Origin of the sequence: Plantactinospora sp. B24E8 (assembly GCF_039871735.1) — a bacterium.
In the GTDB taxonomy this organism is placed as follows: domain Bacteria; phylum Actinomycetota; class Actinomycetes; order Mycobacteriales; family Micromonosporaceae; genus Plantactinospora.
Genome location: NZ_JBDPMH010000007.1, coordinates 176,080 through 191,778, shown reverse-complemented (window position 1 = coordinate 191,778; position 15,699 = coordinate 176,080). Strand labels below are relative to the sequence as shown.

At 72.2% G+C, this 15,699-nt stretch carries 14 protein-coding genes and 1 riboswitch; of the genes, 8 read left to right on the top strand and 6 right to left on the bottom strand.

What is annotated here, in order from left to right:
- Positions 1 to 44: 44 nt before the first annotated feature.
- Entirely contained in the window at positions 45 to 1,022 is a 978-nt protein-coding gene (gene mshB, locus ABGB21_RS14070; protein WP_347653070.1) for an N-acetyl-1-D-myo-inositol-2-amino-2-deoxy-alpha-D-glucopyranoside deacetylase, read from the bottom strand.
- Between the two features lie 190 nt (positions 1,023 to 1,212).
- On the opposite strand from mshB, the gene ABGB21_RS14065 reads away from it, so the two are divergent.
- The 3 genes from ABGB21_RS14065 (at position 1,213) to ABGB21_RS14055 (ending at position 5,194) form a co-directional block, all read left to right on the top strand.
- A complete protein-coding gene (locus tag ABGB21_RS14065; protein ID WP_347652903.1) occupies positions 1,213 to 3,384 on the top strand; it encodes a prolyl oligopeptidase family serine peptidase in 2,172 nt (723 codons plus the stop codon).
- A gap of 134 nt (positions 3,385 to 3,518) precedes the next feature.
- The gene (locus tag ABGB21_RS14060; protein ID WP_347653071.1) at positions 3,519 to 3,932 is read left to right on the top strand and encodes a YciI family protein; all 414 of its coding nucleotides are present in this window, start codon (positions 3,519 to 3,521) and stop codon (positions 3,930 to 3,932) included.
- Between the two features lie 8 nt (positions 3,933 to 3,940).
- A complete protein-coding gene (locus tag ABGB21_RS14055) occupies positions 3,941 to 5,194 on the top strand; it encodes a DUF6596 domain-containing protein (protein ID WP_347678093.1) in 1,254 nt (417 codons plus the stop codon).
- A gap of 19 nt (positions 5,195 to 5,213) precedes the next feature.
- Here the strand turns inward: ABGB21_RS14055 and ABGB21_RS14050 are convergent, their stop codons facing one another.
- On the bottom strand, positions 5,214 to 5,693 hold the full coding sequence (locus tag ABGB21_RS14050) for a GNAT family N-acetyltransferase (protein WP_347678091.1): 480 nt from the start codon (positions 5,691 to 5,693) through the stop codon (positions 5,214 to 5,216).
- A 118-nt stretch (positions 5,694 to 5,811) separates the two neighbouring features.
- Positions 5,812 to 6,252 carry a VOC family protein gene (locus tag ABGB21_RS14045; protein WP_347652906.1) on the bottom strand — a complete coding sequence of 147 codons (441 nt, stop codon included), beginning with the start codon at positions 6,250 to 6,252 and terminating at the stop codon, positions 5,812 to 5,814.
- A 197-nt stretch (positions 6,253 to 6,449) separates the two neighbouring features.
- Here ABGB21_RS14045 and ABGB21_RS14040 point away from each other — a divergent pair, with 197 nt between their 5' ends.
- The 3 genes from ABGB21_RS14040 (at position 6,450) to ABGB21_RS14030 (ending at position 11,880) form a co-directional block, all read left to right on the top strand.
- Positions 6,450 to 7,277 (top strand): alpha/beta hydrolase, encoded by an 828-nt coding sequence (locus ABGB21_RS14040; protein ID WP_347678089.1) that lies wholly within the window; start codon positions 6,450 to 6,452, stop codon positions 7,275 to 7,277.
- A 70-nt stretch (positions 7,278 to 7,347) separates the two neighbouring features.
- A riboswitch (S-adenosyl-L-homocysteine riboswitch) is annotated at positions 7,348 to 7,435 on the top strand.
- Positions 7,436 to 7,452: 17 nt separating this feature from the next.
- Positions 7,453 to 11,136 (top strand): methionine synthase, encoded by a 3,684-nt coding sequence (metH, locus tag ABGB21_RS14035; RefSeq protein WP_347678087.1) that lies wholly within the window; start codon positions 7,453 to 7,455, stop codon positions 11,134 to 11,136.
- 105 nt (positions 11,137 to 11,241) lie between these two features.
- Positions 11,242 to 11,880 carry a hypothetical protein gene (locus ABGB21_RS14030; RefSeq protein WP_347652909.1) on the top strand — a complete coding sequence of 213 codons (639 nt, stop codon included), beginning with the start codon at positions 11,242 to 11,244 and terminating at the stop codon, positions 11,878 to 11,880.
- 83 nt (positions 11,881 to 11,963) lie between these two features.
- Here ABGB21_RS14030 and ABGB21_RS14025 read toward each other — a convergent pair whose 3' ends face one another.
- Genes ABGB21_RS14025 through ABGB21_RS14015 form a run of 3 tightly spaced genes read right to left on the bottom strand, consistent with a single transcriptional unit; the run spans position 11,964 to position 14,223 of the window.
- On the bottom strand, positions 11,964 to 13,166 hold the full coding sequence (locus ABGB21_RS14025) for an acetylhydrolase (protein WP_347678085.1): 1,203 nt from the start codon (positions 13,164 to 13,166) through the stop codon (positions 11,964 to 11,966).
- On the bottom strand, positions 13,163 to 13,525 hold the full coding sequence (locus ABGB21_RS14020; RefSeq protein WP_347652911.1) for a transcriptional regulator: 363 nt from the start codon (positions 13,523 to 13,525) through the stop codon (positions 13,163 to 13,165). Before ABGB21_RS14020 ends, ABGB21_RS14025 begins: the two co-directional genes overlap by 4 nt.
- A complete protein-coding gene (locus ABGB21_RS14015) occupies positions 13,522 to 14,223 on the bottom strand; it encodes a hypothetical protein (protein ID WP_347678083.1) in 702 nt (233 codons plus the stop codon). The genes ABGB21_RS14020 and ABGB21_RS14015 overlap by 4 nt, the downstream gene beginning before the upstream one ends.
- Before the next feature lie 162 nt (positions 14,224 to 14,385).
- On the opposite strand from ABGB21_RS14015, the gene ABGB21_RS14010 reads away from it, so the two are divergent.
- On the top strand, positions 14,386 to 14,880 hold the full coding sequence (locus ABGB21_RS14010) for a type II toxin-antitoxin system PemK/MazF family toxin (protein ID WP_347678081.1): 495 nt from the start codon (positions 14,386 to 14,388) through the stop codon (positions 14,878 to 14,880).
- 29 nt (positions 14,881 to 14,909) lie between these two features.
- Complete coding sequence (locus ABGB21_RS14005) at positions 14,910 to 15,659, top strand: hypothetical protein (protein ID WP_347678079.1); 750 nt, start codon at positions 14,910 to 14,912, stop codon at positions 15,657 to 15,659.
- Positions 15,660 to 15,699: the final 40 nt, after the last annotated feature.

Here is a 15,699-nt window from a genome sequence, read left to right as displayed (position 1 = left end):
CTCCGGATCCGGCTCGGGCGACACGGACACGTGGCTGGGCAAAGTCACCGGGCGCCCGCCGCCACCGGCGTACCGGACGCGGCTGTCGGCGTACCGGACGTCTGGTCCACCACCGCCGGCTCCGCCGCCCCGGTCGACGGGTCGAGCCCGGCGAAGAGATCGTCCTCCCAGCCGTACGGACCGGATCCCGGACCCTTCACCCCGGCGGCCAGGGTGTAGTACTCCACCCCCATGAACTCGCCGCCGAAGTTGCCGGCAACCGCGTAGAGCCAGGAGTTCTCCGGGATCTGGGTACGGTGCGCGCGCATCGCCGCCTCCTTGGCGGCGTGCTGGTCGGTGCCGTCGATCCGGGCCGCGATCTGCTCGTCCGGCGTACCGAACGGCAGGTCGTCGACGTGTTCGGTGCCGGCGAACGGGTTGTTCGCCACGTCCGCGTCGGCGAACGAGGCCACCCCCGCCTCCAGCACCCCCCGGGGCACCGCCGTCCAGTAGACCTTGGCGGGGCCGAAGCCCTCGGCGGCGGCGAGTTCCGCCGCGCGCATCGTCACCCGGTGCGCCTGGATGTGGTCGGGGTGCCCGTAGAAGCCGTTCGGGTCGTACGTGACGAGCACCTGGGGGCGTACCTCCCGCATGATCTCGACCAGGTGGCCGGCCGCGGTGTCCAGATCCGCCCGCCAGAACGCCCGTGGGTGGTCGTTGGTCGGCAGCCCCATCATCCCCGAGTCGCGGTACCGCCCCGCGCCACCAAGGAACCGGTGGTCGGTGACGCCCAGCGCCGCACAGGCGGCGGCGAGTTCGGCGATCCGGTAGCCGCCGAGCTGGTCGGCCTCGGCGGCGGCGAGCCCGGCCAGCGCCGGTACGTGGATTTCGCCCTCCTCGCCCAGGGTGCAGGTCACCAACGTCACGCCGGCGCCGGCCGCGGCGTAGTACGCCATCGTCGCGCCGGTGCCGATCGCCTCGTCGTCGGGGTGCGCGTGCACCAGCAGCAGCCGCCGGGCGGGCGGGTCGACCGCCCGACCCACCGGGCCGGACGGATCGGGCGGGACGGTCAGGTTCGTCACCCGCGCCACTTTACGCCGCCGATCCCGCCCGGGCATGGGCAGGCAGTGAGTTGGCGCACCCGGAGAGTCAGCAGGTGGCTACCGGTATCAGACCGGTACCCGATGCTTCGGCTCGGCCACATCGGCCTCCGCCCGGCCCTACGATCACGGTGTGGACTACCCGGAGCTGGCTGCCCGTACCCGGCGCTTCACCTGTGGCGCGCCGCGGTCCGTGACGGTGGCCAACGACGGGTCACGGGTGGTCTTCCTCCGCTCCGGCGGCCCGACCGACCCGGCCGACGCCCTCTGGCTGTTCGACGTCGCCTCCGGCACCGAACGCCTCGTCGCCGACCCGGCCGTCCTGCTGGACGGCGAGGAGGACACCGGCGCCTCCCCGACCGAACGGGCGCTGCGGGAACGGCTCCGGCTCAGCACCGGCGGGATCGCCCGGTACGCGACCGACCCGGCCGCCCGGGTGGCGGTCTTCCCGCTGGCCGGCCGTCTGTTCCGGGCGGACCTGGTGCACGGCGACGTGGTCGAGGTGACGACCGCCGGTCCGGTCGTGGACCCCCGGCCGGACCCGACCGGGCAACGGCTGGCCTACGTCACCGACGTGGTCGAGCCGAGCCTCGGCGACACCCGCAGCACGCCGGACGTCCGGCCCGGGCAGCTCCGGGTGATCGACCCCGACGGCACCGACACGCTGCTCGCCGGGGAGGAGAACGGGGTCACCTGGGGGCTCGCCGAGTTCGTCTCCGCCGAGGAGTTCCACCGCTTCCGGGGCTACTGGTGGGCGCCGGACGGCCGGTCGATCCTGGCCGCCCGGGTCGACGAGTCCCGGCTGCCCCGGTGGTACCTGCACGACCCCGGCGACCCGGCCAGCCCGCCCCGCGCCATCGCCTATCCCCAGGCCGGCGGGCCGAACGCCGAGGTCAGCCTGCATCTGCTGGACCTGGACGGCGGCTGGGTCGACGTGCACTGGGACCGGGAGACCTACCCCTACCTGGTCTCGGTGGAGTGGGCCGAAACCGGGCCGCTGATCACCGTACTGCGCCGGTTGCAGCAGCACGGGCTGGTGCTCGCCGTCGACCCGCGTACCGGCGAGACGCAGGTGCACGCCGAACTCGCCGACCCGCGCTGGGTCGACCCGGTCGCCGGGACCCCCCGCCACCTGCCCGACGGTCGGGTACTGGTCGGCGGCGAACTCGCCCACGACGGCTACGACGCCCGGTGCCTCTTCGCCGACGGGACCCTGCTCACCCCGCCCTCGCTCTACGTACGCCGGGTGGTCGGCTGGCTGCCGACCCGCAACGGCACCCCGGACCTGCTGGTCGAGGGGAGTAACGGCGAGCCGAGCCAGCAGCACCTGTTCCGGGTCCGGGCCGGGATCGGCGCCGGCGGGGTCGACGCCCGGCGGATGACCGCCGATCCGGGCTGGCACTCGGCCGAGGTCGGCGGCAACGTGATCGTGGTGCACTCCCGCTCGCTCGACGAGCCCGGCGGGATCTGGGCGGTGTGGCAGGGTGACGAGGAGGTCGGCCGGCTGCGGAACCTGGCCGCGACCCCGCCGTACGCGCCGCGACCCGCGCTCGAACGGGTCACCGACCGCCGGCTGCCGGCCGCGGTCGTCTACCCGGGCAACCACGTCGCCGGCCGCCGACTCCCGGTCCTGCTCGACGTGTACGGCGGTCCGGGTGTCCAGGAGGTGGTCGCGGCCCGGTCGGCGTGGCTGGAGCGGCAGTGGTGGGCCGACCACGGCTTCGCGGTGGTCACCATCGACAACCGGGGTACCCCGGGAGTGGCGCCCTCGTTCGAGAAGGTGATCCACCGGCGCCTCGCCGACGTGATCCTGGCCGACCAGGCGGACGCGCTGCAGGCGCTCGCCGGCAAACATCCCGACCTGGATCTCAACCGGGTCGGGATCCGGGGCTGGTCGTTCGGTGGCTGGCTGGCCGCGCTCGGCGCCCTCTGCCGGCCCGACCTGTTCCGGTGTGCCATCGCCGGCGCCCCGGTCACCGACTGGGGCCTGTACGACACCGCGTACGTCGAGCGCTACCTGGGGACGCCGACCGACAGTCCCGAGGTGTACGCCCACCATTCGCTGCTCGAACTCGCCGCCGAGCCGGTACGCCACTTCGACGAGGCCCGGCCGATCCTGTTGGTGCACGGGCTGGCCGACGACAACGTGGTGGCCGCGCACACGCTGCGGCTCTCCGCCGCCCTGCTCGCCGCCGGGCGACCGCACTCGGTGATCCCGCTGACCGGGGCGACGCACATGGCGGCCGGTGGCACCGCCGAGCGTCTGCTCTCGCTGGAACTCGAGTTCCTGCGCCACAATCTGTGAACGTACCTCCGCCCGGTCTGTGACCCCGTCCAGATCTCCGGCCGGCCGATGTCCGGAACGCCGTCGGTGCTCCGACGTCTCCGATGAACGGCGTCACCCCGGCGCCGACCGCAGAGGAGAAGACCGTGAAGTACATGATCATGTTGACCGGTTCACAGCGCGACTACGACGCGCTCACCGGCCGCGACACCCCTGACTCGCCGGCCTGGCCGGCCGAGGACGTGGCCAAACTGCACGAGTTCATGGCGGCCTGGAACAACGACCTGGTCGAGTCGGGCGAGTTCGTCGACGCCCGGGGCCTCGCCGCCCCGGTGCACACCCGCCGGGTCCAGCTGCGCGACGGTGCGCCGGTGGTGACCGACGGGCCGTACCCGGAGACCCAGGAGGTGCTGGCCGGCTACACCATCGTCGAGTGCGACAGCTTCGACCGGGCCACCGAGATCGCCGCGCGGTTGGCGTACACCCCGCACCCGGAGAGCGCGTCGCTGACCAGCGAGTGGTACGTCGACGTCCGGCCGATCGCCGACGGCGCCGAGGAGTTGGCGTAACCGGGCCGATGACCCAGACCGAGGACCTGCTGCGCCGGTTGGCGCCGCAGGTCCTCGGCGCGCTGGTCCGCCGGTACGGCCACTTCGACACGGCCGAGGACGCGGTGCAGGAGGCGCTGCTCACCGCCGTCACCCGGTGGCCGGCCGAGGGCGTACCGGACAATCCCCGGGGTTGGCTGATCACCGTCGCCGCCCGCCGGCTGACCGACCTGCTCCGTGCCGAGCAGGCCCGGCAACGCCGGGAGGAGACGGTGGCCCGCCGGCTGCCGCCGGAGGGGTGGACGGCACCGCCCGCCGACCAGCCCCCGACCGGGTACGACGACACCCTGGTCCTGCTCTTCCTCTGCGGCCATCCGGCGTTGTCGGCGGCCTCCCAGATCGCGCTGACCCTGCGCGCGGTCGGTGGCCTGACCAGCGTCGAGATCGCCCGGGCGTTCCTGGTGCCGGAGGCGACGATGACCCGCCGAATCAGCCGGGCCAAGCGGACGATCCGCGACAGCGGGGTACCGTTCGGCCTGCCGCCGGCCGCCCAGCGGGCCGAGCGACTGGGCAGCGTCCTGCACGTGCTCTATCTAATCTTCAACGAGGGGTACGCGAGCACCGCCGGGCCCGCCCTGTTCCGCGCCGACCTCTGCGCCGAGGCGATCCGACTGACCCGGCTGCTGCACCGGCTGCTCCCGGACGATCCCGAGGTGACCGGGCTGCTGGCCCTGATGCTGCTCACCGACGCCCGGCGAAGCGCCCGGACCGGCCTGGACGGGACTCTGATCCCAATGGCGGAACAGGACCGGAGCCGCTGGGACGCCGACCAGATCGCCGAGGGGTTGGGCCTGGTCGCCGAGGCACTGCCCCGGGGTGGAATCGGGCCGTACCGGATCCAGGCGGCGATCGCCGCACTGCACGACGAGGCACCGAGCGCCGAACAGACCGACTGGCCACAGATTGTCGCCCTGTACCACCTGCTGCTGACCCTGACCGACAATCCGATGGTGGCGCTGAACCACGCGGCGGCGGTGGCGATGGCACACGGGCCGGCCGCCGGCCTCGACCTGGTCGACAAGCTCGGCACCGACAGCCGGCTCGCCGACGACCACCGCTGGTACGCCGTCCGGGCCCACCTGCTGGAGCAGGCCGGTGAGCGGGCGGCGGCCCGGGCGGCGTACGAGGTGGCGGCCGACCGGGCGATGAGCCTGCCCCAGCAGCGCTACCTGCGTACCCGGGCGGCCCGGCTCGACGCCGTCCCACCAGACGAGGCCCGGTGACCGGGAGTCGGTCGCCAGTTCACTTCCGTTCAGGTCCGGCGCCCCCGGGTGCCGCGGGTGCGGACAGGAACCTGGTGAACCGGGCCTTCCGGGCGCTGGTCTCCTGGTAACCGAGCCCCTGGTAGAAGCGGTGCGCGGCGTCCCGGTGGCGGCTGCTGGTCACCTCCATGAAGAGGCAACCGGCCTGGCGGGCCTGCCGCTCGATCTCCTCGACAAGCGTCCGGCCCACGCCGGTGCCCCGGCACCGCTCGTCGACGACCAGCGCCACCAGGCGGCCGAACCGGCCGGTGAGCTCCAGGAGCGGGGTCACGTGCAGTGCGGCGACCCCGACCAGCAGACCGTCGGCGTCGGCGCCGAGCAGCAGGCTGGCCGGGTCGTCCGACCAGCAGTCGAGGCGTTCCTCGGCCTCGGCCGCCGTCGTCGGGTAGCCGAGCTGGCCGAGCAGTTCGGCGACCCGGGCCGCGTCTGCGCGCTCGACCCGTCGGATCCTGATCGTCATCCGGGCAGTCTGCCCTGCCCGGCCGCCGGCCTGATCGCGCTACTTCCGGGAACCGCGCTACTTCGGGGAAGTAGTGGTCTCGCGCCCGGGCGGAAGCCACTACTTCCCGGAAGTTGTCTCATCCCGGCTGGCCGGCCAGCGGGTGTCCGGCGGCGGGAGTGCCGGCGTTGGACCAGGCGCGGGTGCTGAGCACCAGGCGGTAGCCATCCGGGTCCTCGACGGTCACCCCCCAGCGGTCCCAGTACGCCCCCTGGGAGACCCGGCGTCCGCCGGCCCGCTCCAGCCGGGTGACCAACGCAGCGTCGACCGGGCCGGCGAGGTAGAGCACCAGCAGGTCCTCCGGACCCGGGGTGGGCGGGACGGTCAGGTTCGGGCCACCGACCAGCTCCAGATGCCAGCCCGCCTCCGGCCAGCCCAGCATGACCAGGTCGTGCTCGCCCGGGCCGCCGGTGGCCCGATAGAGCACCGTCAGTCCCAGCCCGGTCACGTAGAAACGCTCACTGGCGGCCAGGTCGCGACTGGGTCGGGCGATCCGCAGCGCCGCACTCGGGTTGATCATCTTCTGCTCCTCCTGACTGGTCGACCGCCATCGTGCCGACCGGTCGACCCTCAGCGTGCGACCTCAACCAAGCTTGAGGTCAACCGACGAGCCGGCCTCCGGTGACCTCGACCACAGGCCGGCGGTAAACCGCTCGAACCTGTCGTCCCCGGACGGCAGGATGCCGGGCGCACCGCACCACGATCAAGGGGGCCACCATGAGCCGACGTACCTCCGCAGAGCTGCACTTCGTCGAGCACGGTGAGGGTGTGCCGGTGCTGGCGTTGCACGGCTGGACCCCGGACCACCGGTTGATGTCCGGCTGCCTGGAACCGGTCTTTGCCGGCCGGCGGGGGTACCGCCGCCTCTACCCGGACCTGCCCGGGATGGGACGGTCGGCCGCCCCGGACGACATCGCGAGCTCGGACGACGTCCTCTCCGCCGTGCAGGACTTCGTCGACGAGACCATCGGAGACGCCCCGTTCCTGCTGGTCGGCGAGTCGTACGGCGGCTACCTCGCCCGGGGGTTGGCGCGGTCGCGTCCGGAGCAGGTGCTCGGGCTGGCGCTGATCTGCCCGACCGGCACCGCGGTGGAGCAGGCCGACCGGACCTGCCCGGAGCACCGGGTGCTCCGTCCGGACCCGGATCTGGTCGGGTCCCTCGAACCACGGCTCGCCGAGGAGTTCACCGAGATCGCCGTGGTGCAGTCGGCGGAGACGCTGCGCCGGTTCCAGGACGAGATCATGTCTGGGCTCGACCTCGCCGACCGTACGGCGATGGCCCGGATCCGGCAGCGGTGGGTGCTGACCACCGACCCGGAGAGCGGACCGGCGTACCAGCGGCCGGCGCTGGTCCTGGCCGGACGACAGGATTCCGTCGTCGGGTACGTCGACCAGTTCGCCCTGCTGCCGCACTACCCCCGGGCCAGTTTCGCGGTGCTCGACGTGGCCGGCCACAACCTGCAGTTCGAGCAGCCGGAGCTCTTCGACGCACTGGTCCGGGAGTGGCTGGACCGGGTCGCCGCCGAGTCCTGGAGTGCCTGCTGAGCAACATTCCGGTGTCCCGAAGACTGAACGTTGCCAACCCGCCCCGGAGTGGTCCGGTATTCTTGACGGTCGGGTCGAGAGGCGCTGCAACGGGCGAGGACGCCCGCCACGCTCGACCTGGGTTCCACCCGGTTCCTCGGTAAGGGCGCCTCCGTTCCCATACGGAGGTGGTCTCATGAACACGGCACCGAGTGGCGCTGCCGATCCGACGTCGAGCCGGGCAGGCGGTGCCGACGGCCGGGCGTCCCGGGTCGCCGCGCTGCGTGACCTGCTGGACCAGCGGATCGTCGTGCTCGACGGCGCCTGGGGCACGATGCTGCAGGGCGCCGGGCTGACCCCCGCCGACTACCGCAACGACCTGCTCGCCGACCATCCGCACGACGTCACCGGCGACCCGGACGTGCTGAACCTGACCCGGCCGGACGTGATCCTCGACGTACACCGGCAGTACCTGGCGGCCGGCGCGGACATCACCTCGACGAACACCTTCACCGCGACGAGCATCGCCCAGGCCGACTACGGCCTGCAGTCGCTGGTCCGGGAGATGAACCTGCGCGGCGCGCAGCTGGCCCGGCAGGCCGCCGACGAGGCGGGCGGCAAGTTCGTCGCCGGCTCGGTCGGGCCGCTGAACGTGACCCTGTCGCTCTCCCCCAGCGTCGAGGACCCGGCCTTCCGGGCGGTCACCTTCGACCAGGTCAAGGCGGCGTACGCGGAGCAGATCGCCGCGCTGGCCGAGGGCGGCGTCGACATCCTGCTGATCGAGACGATCTTCGACACGCTGAACGCCAAGGCCGCCGTCGCCGCCGCCCGCGAGGTCGCGCCCGACCTGCCGCTGTGGATCTCGGTGACCATCGTGGACCTGAGCGGCCGGACCCTCTCCGGGCAGACCGTCGAGGCGTTCTGGAGTTCGATCGCGCACGCCGAGCCGCTCGCGGTCGGGGTGAACTGCTCGCTCGGCGCCGCCGAGATGCGCCCGCACGTCGCGGAACTCTCCCGGCTCGCCGACACCTACGTCGCCTGCCACCCGAACGCCGGGCTACCTAACGCGTTCGGCGGTTATGACCAGCAGCCGGCGGAGACCGGGCAGCTGATCCGGGAGTTCGTCGACGCCGGCATGGTCAACATCGTCGGCGGCTGCTGCGGCACCAGCCCGGAGCACATCGCGCGGATCGCCGCCGCGGTCGCCGACCAGCCGCCCCGCCCGGTGCCGGCGCCGACCACCCAGACCCGGTTCAGCGGACTGGAGCCGTTCGCGATCGGCCCGGACACCGGCTTCGTGATGATCGGCGAGCGGACCAACGTCACCGGTTCGGCGAAGTTCCGCCGGCTGATCGAGGGCGACGACCACCAGGCCGCCGTCGACGTGGCGTTGGAGCAGGTACGCGGCGGCGCCAACATCCTCGACGTCAACATGGACGCCGACCTGCTCGACAGCGAGCGGGCGATGACCACCTTCCTCAACCTGGTCGCGACCGAACCGGAGGTCGCCCGGATCCCGATCATGATCGACAGCTCGCGGTGGAGCGTGCTGGAGGCCGGGCTCAAGTGTGTCCAGGGCAAGGGCGTGGTCAACTCGATCAGCCTCAAGGAGGGCGAGGAGACGTTCCTCGCCCAGGCCCGGCAGATCCGGAGCTACGGCGCCGGCGTGGTGGTGATGGCCTTCGACGAGATCGGCCAGGCCGACACCACGGAACGCAAGGTGGAGATCTGCGCCCGGGCGTACGACCTGCTGGTCAACGAGGTGGGCTTCCCGCCGGAGGACATCATCTTCGACCCGAACGTGCTCGCCGTCGCGACCGGCATCGCCGAGCACAACGGGTACGCCAAGGCGTTCATCGACGCGCTGCCGCAGATCAAGCAGCGCTGCCCGGGAGCCAGGACCAGCGGTGGCATCTCCAACCTGTCCTTCTCGTTCCGCGGCAACGACGTGGTACGAGAGGCGATGCACTCGGCGTTCCTGTTCCACGCCGTACGGGCCGGGCTGGACATGGGCATCGTCAACGCCGGTCAGCTCGCCGTCTACCAGGACATCCCGGCCGACCTGCTGGAACTCGTCGAGGACGTGCTCTTCGACCGTCGTCCGGACGCCACCGACCGGCTGGTCAGCTTCGCCTCCACGGTCAGCGGCTCCGGTACGAAGCGTGCGGTCGACCTCTCCTGGCGGGAGAACCCGGTCGAGGAGCGGCTGTCGTACGCGCTGGTGCACGGCATCGTCGACTTCATCGAGGAGGACACCGAGGAGGCCCGCAAGCAGGCCGCCCGGCCACTCGACGTGATCGAGGGCCCGCTGATGGCCGGCATGAAGATCGTCGGCGACCTCTTCGGTTCCGGCAAGATGTTCCTGCCCCAGGTGGTGAAGTCGGCCCGGGTGATGAAGCGCTCGGTCGCCTACCTGGAGCCGTACATGGAGGCGGAGAAGGAGCAGGCCCGCGCGGAGGGGCGGCTCGACACCGGTCGGGGCCAGGGCAAGGTGGTGCTGGCCACGGTCAAGGGCGACGTGCACGACATCGGCAAGAACATCGTCGGCGTGGTGCTCGGCTGCAACAACTACGAGGTCGTCGACCTGGGCGTACTGGTGCCGGCGGCGAAGATCCTGGACACCGCGGTCGCCGAGGGCGCCGACGCGATCGGGCTCTCCGGGCTGATCACCCCCTCGCTGGACGAGATGGTCGGGGTCGCGAGCGAGATGCAGCGGCGTGGTCTGAAGCTGCCGTTGCTGATCGGCGGGGCCACCACCTCACGACAGCACACCGCGGTCCGGATCGCCCCCGCGTACGAGGGCAGCACCGTGCACGTACTCGACGCGTCCCGGGTGGTCGGGGTGGTCTCGGACCTGCTCAACCCGACGCGGGCCGAGGCCCTCGACACCCGCAACCGGGAGGAGCAGCAGCGGCTGCGGGAACAGCACGAGAGCCGGGAACGGGTGGCCCTGCTCAAGCTCGGTCAGGCCCGGGCCAACCGGGAGCAGGTCTCCTTCGACGAACTGTCGGCGCCCGCCTTCACCGGCGTACGGACGGTCCGGCCGGAGCTGACCGAGCTCCGCGAGATGATCGACTGGCAGTTCCTCTTCCTCGCCTGGGAGTTGAAGGGCAAGTTCCCGGCGATCCTGGAGCAGCCGGTGGCCCGGGAGCTCTACGACGACGCCAACACGATGCTCGACCAGATCATCGCGGACGGTTCGCTGACCGCCGTCGGCACGTACGGCTTCTGGCCGGCACACTCCGACGGCGACGACATCGTGCTCTCCGGTGCCGGCGACGGCGTCCGGTTCCCGATGCTGCGGCAGCAGACCGCCAAGCCGGCCGGCCGGCCGAACCGGTGCCTGGCCGACTACGTCGCCCCGGCCGGGGACCACCTCGGCGGTTTCGCGGTGGCGATCCACGGCGCCGAGGAACTGGCGGCCAGCTACGAGGCCCGGCACGACGACTACCGGGCGATCATGGTGAAGGCGCTCGCCGACCGGCTCGCCGAGGCGTTCGCCGAGTACCTGCACCTGCGGGCCCGCCGCGAGTGGTACGAGCCGGACGCCGACCCGGCGATCGAGGACCTGCACGCGGAACGGTTCCGGGGGATCCGCCCGGCGCTCGGCTACCCGGCCAGTCCGGACCACAGCCTGAAGCGGCGGCTGTTCGAGCTGCTGGACGCCGACTCGCTCGGCATCGGGCTGACCGAGTCGTACGCGATGACCCCGGCGGCGGCGGTCAGCGGGTTGTACTTCGGAAACCCGGCGTCCCGGTACTTCACGGTGGGGCGGCTCGGCCGGGACCAGGTCGAGGACTACGCGGCGCGGGTCGGGCTCGACGTCGCCGAGGTCGAACGCTGGCTCCGCCCGAACCTGTCGTACGAGCCAGGGGCCTGAGCCGACCCCCGACCTCGTCGACTCTCCGGCCGACTCCGACGCCGACCTGGCGTTTTGGCGGGCGTTCTACGCTGGCCGATGTCGGTCGGCGGGAGGAGTCGCGAGGTGCGCCGTGGTCCGATCTCCTGGCGGATGGGGATCCGCAGATGGGACTATCTGCTCGACTGTGCACTGTGGATGCGGGCGGCCGAGCGGATCGACCCGCCGGCCCACTGGCTGGTGCCCGGGCCACTCGACCTCGACCAGCCACCGGCGCCGAGCCCAGCGGTCGGCCAGCCGGCGGCTCAGGCCCGGGGCGGCGGGGGGACCGACGAGGTGCTGGGCGAGGAGTGGCTCGGCTGGTGGCTCTCCCTGGTCGACCCGACCCGACAGCCGGTACGCCCGGAGAACACCCTGGAGCCGGCCGACGACACCCCTGACCCGCTCGGCCTGGCTCCGTACCCGACGCTGCGCCGGATCGTCGCCCGACGCTCCGGGGAGGCACTGGACTGGCACACCGCCCGCCGGAACCTCGAGTTCGAGCGGCATCCTCCGGGCTCGCCGGTGACCAGCAGCATCGCGTACGAGACCGAACGCTCGCTGGGCCGGCCGCTGCGCCCGTTCAGCGTCGAGTTCGTCCTGCTGCCGGTCAGCGACGAGGTGATCCGTCGGGTCGACGAGGAGCACTACCTGGTCCCCGAGCAGGTGTACGACAGCCACCGGTGGCCGGTCTGGTTGCGCAACCTGCTGACCCGGATCGGCTGAGTTCCGCCCCCGGCAACCGCGCCTCGACGCCGGGGCGGTTCCGCTACGGGTCTGTCAGTGGATCGCCGCCGCGCCCCGTCGCCTCACGGGATGTAACACACCCCGGGGAAGGCCGGGGACGGGCCTTCGAGCAGGCGCTGCCGCCGGTGACGCAGGTGCAGGTCGAAGAAGGCCAGCGGGTACGCCTGTTGAATGCGCGCCGCCCGGGTCGCGTCGAGGGTGCCGGCCCAGCCTTCCAGGTCCTCCTCGGTCATGCCGACCGCGACCGCCAGGTGCGGAAGCATGATCTGGTAGTCGGTGTACGCGAGGTGGCGCCCGTCGGCGGCCCGGACGTTCAGCCTCCACCCGGTCAGGTGTGACCAGAACTGGGCAACCGACGGTTCGGCCCGGGTGTAGTCCGCGGACATCATCATGAAGGGCCGGGCGAGATCAGTCTCGATGAGGGGTTCCATCTGGGCGTCGAGACTCAGCCCGGCTCGGATGCGCTGATCCAGGCCCATGGCCAGCGCGGTCGCCGTACCGCCCTTCGAGAAGCCGAACATGCCGACGCGTCCGGGGTCGAGCAGGCCGGGCAGGCCGGCCGGCAGCGGCCGGCCGTCGGCGTCGGGGTTGCGCCCGGCGGCGAGGGCGGCGATGCGGTCGAGGACGAACGGGATGTCGGCGGCGAAGTCCGCCGCGCCCAGGGAGTGCTCGCCGCCGATGATCGGGACGGTGAGCCGGCCGTCGGGGAACTCACTGAACGCGTCGTGGGTGTGGTCGACGGTGACCACGACGTACCCGTGACTGACCAGCTCCTGCACCACGATCGTGTTGTGGCCGCGGTGGTCGTGCGCGCCGTGCGAGAACACCACGACCGGCATCCGGCCACCCGCCCGCCGTACCGGCGCCCCCACGTGCCCGGCGGTCAGCGCCGGCAGCAGCGCGTCGGCCGGAAACCCGTGGTACGTCAACAGTTCGCGCATGAGCGCGTCGGACAGCCAATGCGCCCGGGGGTACCGGGCGACGTCGCGGGCCGGGTACCAGACGCTGACCATCAGCTCGCGGTGGTGCCCCGGGCCGGCGACGGGGTCCGGACGGGAACGGTCGACGAGGTGCAACGGCACCGTACCGATCGGGAAGGGTCCGGTCGGCGCGGGCAGGACGAACCGCCTCGGGCCGGCGGCGACGGCAGCGGCGCTCGCCCGGCCGGAGAGGCCGAGTGGCACGGTGAGTCCGGCGGCCAGCGCGGCGGTGATGACGCCACGGCGGGACAGTCGTTCGCCGCCGATCGACGGTGTGGTGTTCATGGCGCCTCCTCGTGGATCGTCTCGACGCGGGCGATGAGCTGCTTGAGTCGGGTGATCTCCTCGACGAGCGCGGTGTGGCCCGCCGGGGTGAGGGTGATCCAGGTCCGGCCGCGCCGTCCGGCGTAGCCCTTCTCGATTTCCACCAGACCTGCTGTCTCCAACACGCCCAGGTGCTGGGAGAGGTTCCCGGCGGTCAGTTCCAACTGGGTACGCAGGTAGCCGAACTCGACCCGGCGGGCCTCGTGCGCGATGGTGAGGATGCCGAGCCGGACCCGCTGGTGCACCACGTCGTCGAGCCCGGTGACCGGGTGCGGGGATTCGGTCTCGCCCGGCGTCGGGGTGTCGACGGGTCCGGTCACCGGGGCCGCCGCAGTCGTTGCGCCAGTGCGAAGCCGGCGCTGCCCAGCAGCAGCACACCGCCGCTGATGACCAGCATCGGCGCGAACTGCCAATCGGGCCCCCAGTGGGTTCCCCACCCGAAGTTGATCGGCACCACGACCACCGTCAGGTACCCGAGGGCGAACAGCAGCAGCGCGGGGTGACGCTCCAGCCAGGCCAGCACCAGTAGCGCCAGCCCGATCGAGCCGGTGAAGTCGGTCAGGCGGCCCAACGCGAGGACGGACCAGGCCGGGGGCCCCGCGGGGTCCGGCAGCGGGAGGTAGTGCACTCGCACCTGCCAGAAGGCGGTGAACAGGGTGAGCAGCGTGATGCCCGCGATGACGTACGGCGCCACCCGGGTGCCCAGGCCCCGGGCCGAGGCGACCCGCCGGTACCCGACGGCGATCACCAGGTACGCCAGCACCAGCGCGGTCCACCAATAGATGGTCGCGGTCTGGTACCACACCTTGCACTGCTGGCCGCGCTCCACCGACCGGCAGTCGAACTCGACCACGTGGCCGAACCGGTAGACGAGGATCGCGCCGAAGGTCACCACGGCCAGCACCAGCAGCGGCAGCCATGTCACCCGCTGGGCGAGCCGAACCCGGCGCGCGAGGTCGCGTGCGTCAGCCAGCAGTCGGCGGGGATCGCCGCTGACCGGAACCGAATCGGAAGTCATGCCAATAGGTTTCCATAACAAACCTTTTGGCGCTAGTGGCGATCGATTGATAGCCGATCGCTGACCGCGACCGTCGCGACCCACACCCCCGGCCCGACGCCGCCCGCAGACGCCTGAGCCGCCGGCGGACGGGACCTCGGCGAACGGGTAGGGTGCCGGTTCGTGGCGAATCTCTGGAGAGGCGTGACCGCGACGGTCAGCCGGATCACCCGGCGGGTCCCCGCCCCGCGTACCGCTGGCAGCCCCACCCCTGCCCAGGTCGCCCGTCGGCGGCAGTTGGCGGCTCTGCAACGGCGACAGTTGACGTACGCGCCCGAACTGGACGGACAGGCCGACCCGGGCGAGATCGTCTGGACCTGGGTGCCGTACGAGGACGATCCCCGCCAGGGCAAGGACCGACCGGTGCTGGTGGTCGGCCGGGCCAGCCGTACCCTCTTCGGCCTGATGCTCTCCAGCCAGAGTGAGCGGGACGGCCAACGGCACTGGCTGGCGCTCGGCCCCGGCTCGTGGGACCGGGACAACCGGCCGAGCTGGGTACGCCTCGACCGGGTCCTGACGATGCGCGAGGACAGCATCCGGCGGGAGGGCGCGATCCTGGACCGGTCCCGGTTCGACCGGGTGGGGCAGGCGCTGCGCGCCGGCTACGGCTGGCGCTGACCGTCCCGCTCCGGATCGGGAGGGACCGCATGGGTGCCAAGACAGCGATGCTGGCGTACGCCGACGGTGACATCCGGCCGGCACTGCGCAATCCGACACCGTGCACGGTTGACGAGGCCGAGGGCCTGGTCCGTCGGGTCCACCCCGAGCACCAGGTCGCACCGGAGACCGGCTCGACCCTCTACGAGGGGACGTACCCGCCGGAAGAGGTCGGGTACGCGACGGTGCTGGCCGGTGCGGAACTGCTGTGTGACCGACGGCTGACCTCGCACCGTCCGTCCGAACTGCCGGAGCGGCTGCGCGCGTTCGGCGCGGGACGACGCATCCTGCTGCACGGCATGCACTCGATGGTCGACGCGCTCTCGTTCGCCGTCTGGGAGGACGGGCGTCTGGTCCGGTCGCTCAGTCTCTCGCCTGATGACGGCATCGTGGAGAACATCGGCGAGCCGTACGACTTCGAGCTGCCGTACTGGGCCGGCGATCATCCGGTACGGCCGGCACCGGGGTGGCCGCGGCAGGGTCCGTACCCGCTGCCGTTCCATCCGCTCGACCTCGGTGAGGCGGCGCTGCGCGCCCTGTTCGGCTTTGTCCTGGAGGGCCGCCCCGAGCCGGACGACGTCGACCCGGACGGGGTGCCGCTGCACGGGTTCCGGCTCACCGATCCGTCCGGTGCCGAGCAGGCGGAGCGGGCCCGGCTGCAGGACCTGGTGCAGCTGATGCGGCCGCCGCAGCGACTCCGGATGGGTCCCGACGGCCGGTGGCACGAGATCGGCGGCTGAGATTCAGGAAGGGCCCCTTGCGGTAGGGGCCCTTCCTGAT

Coding starts and splice junctions, on each gene's coding strand:
- ABGB21_RS14060 (WP_347653071.1), top strand. CDS start 3,519: ATGATCATGTTGACCGGTTCACAGCGCGACTACGACGCGCTCACCGGC.
- ABGB21_RS14055 (WP_347678093.1), top strand. CDS start 3,941: ATGACCCAGACCGAGGACCTGCTGCGCCGGTTGGCGCCGCAGGTCCTC.
- ABGB21_RS14050 (WP_347678091.1), bottom strand. CDS start 5,693: ATGACGATCAGGATCCGACGGGTCGAGCGCGCAGACGCGGCCCGGGTC.
- ABGB21_RS14045 (WP_347652906.1), bottom strand. CDS start 6,252: ATGATCAACCCGAGTGCGGCGCTGCGGATCGCCCGACCCAGTCGCGAC.
- ABGB21_RS14040 (WP_347678089.1), top strand. CDS start 6,450: ATGAGCCGACGTACCTCCGCAGAGCTGCACTTCGTCGAGCACGGTGAG.
- metH (WP_347678087.1), top strand. CDS start 7,453: ATGAACACGGCACCGAGTGGCGCTGCCGATCCGACGTCGAGCCGGGCA.
- ABGB21_RS14025 (WP_347678085.1), bottom strand. CDS start 13,166: ATGAACACCACACCGTCGATCGGCGGCGAACGACTGTCCCGCCGTGGC.
- ABGB21_RS14015 (WP_347678083.1), bottom strand. CDS start 14,223: ATGACTTCCGATTCGGTTCCGGTCAGCGGCGATCCCCGCCGACTGCTG.
- ABGB21_RS14005 (WP_347678079.1), top strand. CDS start 14,910: ATGGGTGCCAAGACAGCGATGCTGGCGTACGCCGACGGTGACATCCGG.